Annotated in this window: 6 protein-coding genes; all 6 read right to left on the bottom strand. The window is 47.4% G+C overall.

Annotation, left to right across the window (positions count from 1 at the left end):
• Positions 1-198 precede the first annotated feature (198 nt).
• A complete protein-coding gene (locus B2899_RS13435) occupies positions 199-654 on the bottom strand; it encodes a pyridoxamine 5'-phosphate oxidase family protein (RefSeq protein WP_146808067.1) in 456 nt (151 codons plus the stop codon).
• A gap of 441 nt (positions 655-1,095) precedes the next feature.
• A complete protein-coding gene (locus B2899_RS13430; protein ID WP_286886472.1) occupies positions 1,096-2,667 on the bottom strand; it encodes a sigma-54 interaction domain-containing protein in 1,572 nt (523 codons plus the stop codon).
• Positions 2,631-3,248: an HPP family protein gene (locus tag B2899_RS13425; protein WP_286886470.1), complete on the bottom strand. Its 618-nt coding sequence runs from the start codon at positions 3,246-3,248 to the stop codon at positions 2,631-2,633. Before B2899_RS13425 ends, B2899_RS13430 begins: the two co-directional genes overlap by 37 nt.
• Before the next feature lie 287 nt (positions 3,249-3,535).
• Positions 3,536-3,814, bottom strand: a complete 279-nt coding sequence (locus B2899_RS13420) for a hypothetical protein (RefSeq protein ID WP_146808069.1) — start codon at positions 3,812-3,814, stop codon at positions 3,536-3,538.
• Between the two features lie 17 nt (positions 3,815-3,831).
• Positions 3,832-4,248: a hypothetical protein gene (locus tag B2899_RS13415; RefSeq protein WP_146808070.1), complete on the bottom strand. Its 417-nt coding sequence runs from the start codon at positions 4,246-4,248 to the stop codon at positions 3,832-3,834.
• Positions 4,249-4,252: 4 nt separating this feature from the next.
• Positions 4,253-4,507, bottom strand: a complete 255-nt coding sequence (locus tag B2899_RS13410; protein WP_146808071.1) for a YlaH-like family protein — start codon at positions 4,505-4,507, stop codon at positions 4,253-4,255.
• Between the last annotated feature and the right edge of the window lie 139 nt (positions 4,508-4,646).

Genomic DNA, 4,646 nt, shown 5'->3' with positions numbered 1-4,646 from the left:
ATAAGAAAAACGCGCGGGCGTTGCCGGTCTTTCCCTCCCTTCGGGCTACACGCTCCACACGGAAAAAGCAACGGCCGGCACACGCCTCGCACGTTTTTCCTTGATTACAATGAAGGGAAAGTATATACCGCTTTCTCAATGTAAAGTGACATATACTCTCCTATACCACAAAAAAATGCCTGGTCACAGATCATATGACTAGGCATTTTTAAGCGCTTCCATTACTTGATTATCCAGTTTTTTCGCCGCTCGTTCATCATACGTCTTCTCAAAACGCGGTTCAATGGAAATGCGTGATCCATAAAACATCACATCACGCACCTCTTCAATCATTATTTCCACCATAGTCAGCTTTAACGGTACATTTTCCATTTGTTCCGCTTTCACATGTCCATGACCGCTGATGGAATAGACGGACCCACCCGCAAACACATTAAGCACAACATGGCTGTTGTGCTGGATGTTGTCGACGATGACCGACTTGCTATTGACAGCAAATAAAATCGTAGACACATTCGGCGCGTATACCCAAGAAATCGCGCTTACATACGGCCCTCCAGATTGTTTGTTCACCGTGGACAGCATGGCAAACCGTTCATTTTGCAACAATGCCAGCAAATCCTGGCTTAGAGATTGTGCCACAACTTCCGCCATAAGCAAAACCTCCTTACATATGAGGATATTTCCATTGTACACCGGAAAAAAGCATATCCTCAACTATCAATTCACAAACGGCAGGCAATGCATCTCGGCAAGCGGGCAGGCTGGATGGAATGGAAATGAACTATCGCAAGAAATATATCCGCACGTTTCGGTTGCTCTCCACTCAACTGTGGGTTTTTTACCCTTTTTATTTGTATAATGTATGGTTTTTATTTTTATTATTTGTATGATTTCTCTATTGATTCGGCCTCTCCTGCCGAAGTCTTGCGATAGTCCATTAATTCATTCTCTCCGCCTTTTTAACATTGCAAGTACTATGCCAGTTTTTCTAACAGCTAAAATGATGCAAATGACGGGGTACATATGGCAAATCCGATGCATACGCATCGTTTATCTGCATCAAAATCGCATCAAAAACACATCTTGCATCCATTATGCATCATTTTTCTTTCGAATCCCATACTTATTTAACCGGCGCACAACAGTGGATTGATGAACCCCCAAGATTTTAGCGACCTTTCGCGTGCTCTGATATTTTTCATATAACGACAACAACCGCTCCTTCTCTTGAGCCGGCGTAGCAGGCACGCTTGCCGTACTGTATACAGTTTTTTCATCCGCTTGCCCTGCTTCTTGCCGCCGCTCCACCGGAAATGCAACAGACGGGGCCTGCCCATCGAGCATCATTTTGGGCAGATGCTGTACATCAATAACCGGAGCGACCGTGGTCACAACCAGCCGCTCAATGATGTTCTCCAGCTCCCGGACGTTACCGGGCCACGCATACGCTTGCATCAACTCCAGCGATTCATAGGAAATCCGCTTATCTACATGGTGTTTAGCATTAAATTTCCCAAGGAAATACCGGATCATCGGAAATAGATCTTCTTTGCGCTTACGCAGCGGAGGTACTTCGATCGGAACGACGTTAATCCGGTAGTATAAATCTTCACGAAATGTTCCGGCCTGCACCCGCTCAAGGAGGTTGGCGTTTGTCGCTGCAACCAGGCGAAAATCTACTGCTCTTTCCTTTACATCTCCGATACGGGTGACCAGCTTTTCCTGCAACACTGTCAGCAGTTTAACCTGCAAATCCAGCGGCAGCTCCCCGATTTCATCCAGAAACAGCGTTCCTCCGTCTGCCAGCTCAATTAAACCTGGTTTCCCTTTCTGCTGTGCACCCGTAAAAGCTCCGGGCGCGTAGCCAAACAGTTCAGACTCAAGCAAATTACCGGGAATGGCACCGCAGTTAATGGAGATGAAAGGCCCCCTGGCCCGGTCGCTTCGCTGGTGAATCAATTTGGCCAATACACCCTTGCCGACACCCGATTCTCCAAGGATAAGGATAGACGTATCTACCGGAGCGATGCGCATGCACATTTGAAGAATATTACGCATCTCCTCACTTTCCGCGACCACGCCTTCGATTGCCATCTGCTGTGCGCGCAACACTTCCAGCTCCGAATGGTATCGCTCAGATAGCTGCTTCGCTTCTTCCAGTTCCGCCTTTACTTGATTCAATTGGCTTAAATCGCGGCAATTCATTACAATCTGCAAAATCTCGCCCGTCTCATCGTCTAGAATCGGCGTTCCTGTCGAGAGCAGTACGCTGCCGTTCGCCACATGCTGGATAACGCTGACGCGCTTCTTCTTTTCAACCACCAGCTTACTCACTGCCTGGGAAATAATGCCCCGCCGCTCCAACTCTTCTTCCTGCCTGCCGATCGCTTCGTGTGCCGGTACACCTGTCATACGGCTGAATGCTTGATTGAAGTGACGGATTACTCCGCTGCGATCCGTAACGACAATCCCGTCATGGGACGATTCGATAATCGTATCGAGTTCCCGGTTCAGCTTCTGGACAGCCGTAAGCTCTTCAGAGATCACTTCAAGTTCCGTAATATCCTGCATAACGCTTGCCATTCCAATCTTTTTGCCTTCGTCGGTTACGATCGGCGTATGGTTAATCAGCAGTTTGCGACCGTCATAATCAAGCCGGACCATCTGTTTTTTTCAAGAGAAAGCAGCAGATTTAACAACGGCTTATCAGATACAAGCTCATCGATGGATGTACGGAGCATGTCTTTCTGCGAGGAGATGCCGAGCAGGCGCTCTGCAGCCTGGTTAATGGACAGCACATGACCCTTTAAGTCAACTGCTACGATCCCGTGATATGTAGACTGCAGAATCGCGTCCAGTTGAGAAATCGTTTTCCGTGTCTGGTGCTCAAAAGCACGGAGAATATCCGTTCTCGTCAGAATACCGACCAGTGTACCGGAGCGGTCAATGACCGGAAGGCGTCCCGCTTCCAACTCTTCGTCCCAATCCTCATAAATCTGCTGATCATCGTACAGCGTAACCAGGCGGGTCTGCATTAACGTTCCTACCGGCGTTTCCTCGGGCAGATGGTTTTTCATCGCACGAAATACATGCGATTTGGTCAGCAGCCCAATCAGCTTGTACGCTTCATCCACCACCGGCAAACCGTCAATTCGGTTTTCGAGCAGAAGGGAAGCGGCACGGCTAATCGTTTCCTCTTTATATAGAACAATTGGGTTTGCGGTCATGTAATCTCGTACTTTCATTCCGTCTACTCCTAACAAAATTCTCATGGATTTTCAGCCGCCACCCCGACATGAAAATCATGAGAAGGGCGGCTGACTTTTGCGGCATGAGGGAAAAGAGAGAAGGGAGCGAGGAGATGATTTTAATGTAGAAAAAGGCGAAGGCCTTTTTCTTCTCCGGATCTTATTTCTTCTTCCCTCTCTTTCCTTTCATCATATATTCTTACGCATTATTTTTAAACATGTTTTCCACGCAAAAAAATGAGGTGCAGAAAAACTCAGCGTTTCTCTGCACCCTTACGTATTTTTTACCGACCATAGCGCGGCTCTGCCTCGATGGCGCTAAGCAGCTGCTCAATGGCTTCCCTGTCGTAAAACTGGGTTTTCGTTTTTCCATCTGCCGTATACTTGACATGGTACATTGTCTCGTCTTTGGTGTATTCCAAATGCTCCAGCTTATGATCCTCTTCCAGAATGGAATAGAAAAAATCACTTGTCTTTTTTGCCGCGTCGTCCTCTGGTCTGGCGTCTGAGACGACTTTAATCTGCAAATAGTCAAACAACGCATTCTCGAATTGCTTCGTCATGTGGCCACCTCTCATGATTATTCCTTTATGACAACTGCATACATTCCTTGTTTTACCCAATCGGTGATTTGCCCGACAATATCTCCTTGAACCTGGACAACAGATGATAACAGCCTCACTGCCTCATCTTTGGGAAGAAGCATACGGAAAAAGCTTTCCCCGCAGTGAGACAGCCGCCATCGCATACCGTCAAATATAATATGGCCTGGCACAGAAAGATCAAAATCGGCCGCTGTACCGCAAATAAGCGCTTCTTCTTCCTCTGCCTCCGGTTCGTCCGGCAGAATGGCCGCTTTCACTAAAGGCAGCAAGCGAGGATGCACTTCACGCAGCGCGGTTAATACAGGAGCCAATTCTGATTCTTTGTAAGCAATCCGTTCTTCGTGTAACACCCAACCATGTTCGGTTTGCCGTACCGGTGTCAGCCACAGCATGCACTCACCCTTTCTGTTCTTTTTCGCGCATCGATTTGACATCTTTCCGTCGCAGCCGGGCAAATAGCAGAACGACGACGGCCACACAAAGTGCCGGGATCATCGGCAAACCCATCGCATTCAAAATCGCCAGCGGAAAAGTCCCCACTAAAAGCAGTACGTACGCCGCCGCTTTCTTAAAAACAGGCAGCTTCTGCGCAAATCCGAGTTCGTATGTCGCCGCCGTTAATAAAAAAATCAGAATAAATTCTATATACATCGCATATCTCCCATAACGTAGTGTAGATATGTTTCATCTTACCCCATATTCCCAGAAAAAAACAACTGTAGAAATAGCCAGGATACAGAAACAAGAGAGTAGAGGTACGATTTAAAGAGGAAAAAGGCGAACGCCTTTT

Source organism: Aneurinibacillus sp. UBA3580 (genome assembly GCF_002375825.1).
GTDB lineage: Bacteria > Bacillota > Bacilli > Aneurinibacillales > Aneurinibacillaceae > Aneurinibacillus > Aneurinibacillus danicus.
This window is presented reverse-complemented; position numbering and strand designations above follow the sequence as displayed.

Excerpts from the sequence above, each read along its gene's own strand:
- B2899_RS13410 (WP_146808071.1), bottom strand. The coding sequence starts at position 4,507 with ATGTATATAGAATTTATTCTGATTTTTTTATTAACGGCGGCGACATAC.
- B2899_RS13430 (WP_286886472.1), bottom strand. The coding sequence starts at position 2,667 with ATGGTCCGGCTTGATTATGACGGTCGCAAACTGCTGATTAACCATACG.
- B2899_RS13435 (WP_146808067.1), bottom strand. The coding sequence starts at position 654 with ATGGCGGAAGTTGTGGCACAATCTCTAAGCCAGGATTTGCTGGCATTG.
- B2899_RS13420 (WP_146808069.1), bottom strand. The coding sequence starts at position 3,814 with ATGACGAAGCAATTCGAGAATGCGTTGTTTGACTATTTGCAGATTAAA.
- B2899_RS13425 (WP_286886470.1), bottom strand. The coding sequence starts at position 3,248 with ATGAAAGTACGAGATTACATGACCGCAAACCCAATTGTTCTATATAAA.
- B2899_RS13415 (WP_146808070.1), bottom strand. The coding sequence starts at position 4,248 with ATGCTGTGGCTGACACCGGTACGGCAAACCGAACATGGTTGGGTGTTA.